The organism is Pseudomonas sp. FSL R10-2189 (genome assembly GCF_009600325.1).
GTDB classification, from domain to species: Bacteria; Pseudomonadota; Gammaproteobacteria; order Pseudomonadales; family Pseudomonadaceae; genus Aquipseudomonas; species Aquipseudomonas helleri.
On the sequence record NZ_WIVZ01000186.1, the window covers coordinates 1 to 212 of the forward strand.

Annotated in this window: 1 protein-coding gene; it reads right to left on the reverse strand. The window is 66.5% G+C overall.

Features of this window, described 5'->3' with window-relative positions; all coding sequences use genetic code 11:
- Positions 1-212: phage baseplate assembly protein V (locus GHO32_RS26620; protein WP_256671077.1), on the reverse strand; the 212-nt coding region annotated here is incomplete at both ends.

The window sequence follows — 212 nt, forward strand, 5'->3', positions numbered from 1 at the left end:
CCGTCGAGGTAGCTGATGATCAGTTCCTGGCCGATGCGCGGCACGGCCATGGCGCCCCATAAGGTGCCCGCCCAGCCCTGGGTGACGCGGATCCAGCAGGAGCTGTGGTCGTTTTCCTGGCTGTCGCGGTCCCAGGGGAAGCTGACTTTGACCCGGCCCCATTCGTCGCAGTAGATCTCTTCGCCTGGCGGGCCGACCACGGTGGCAGTGTG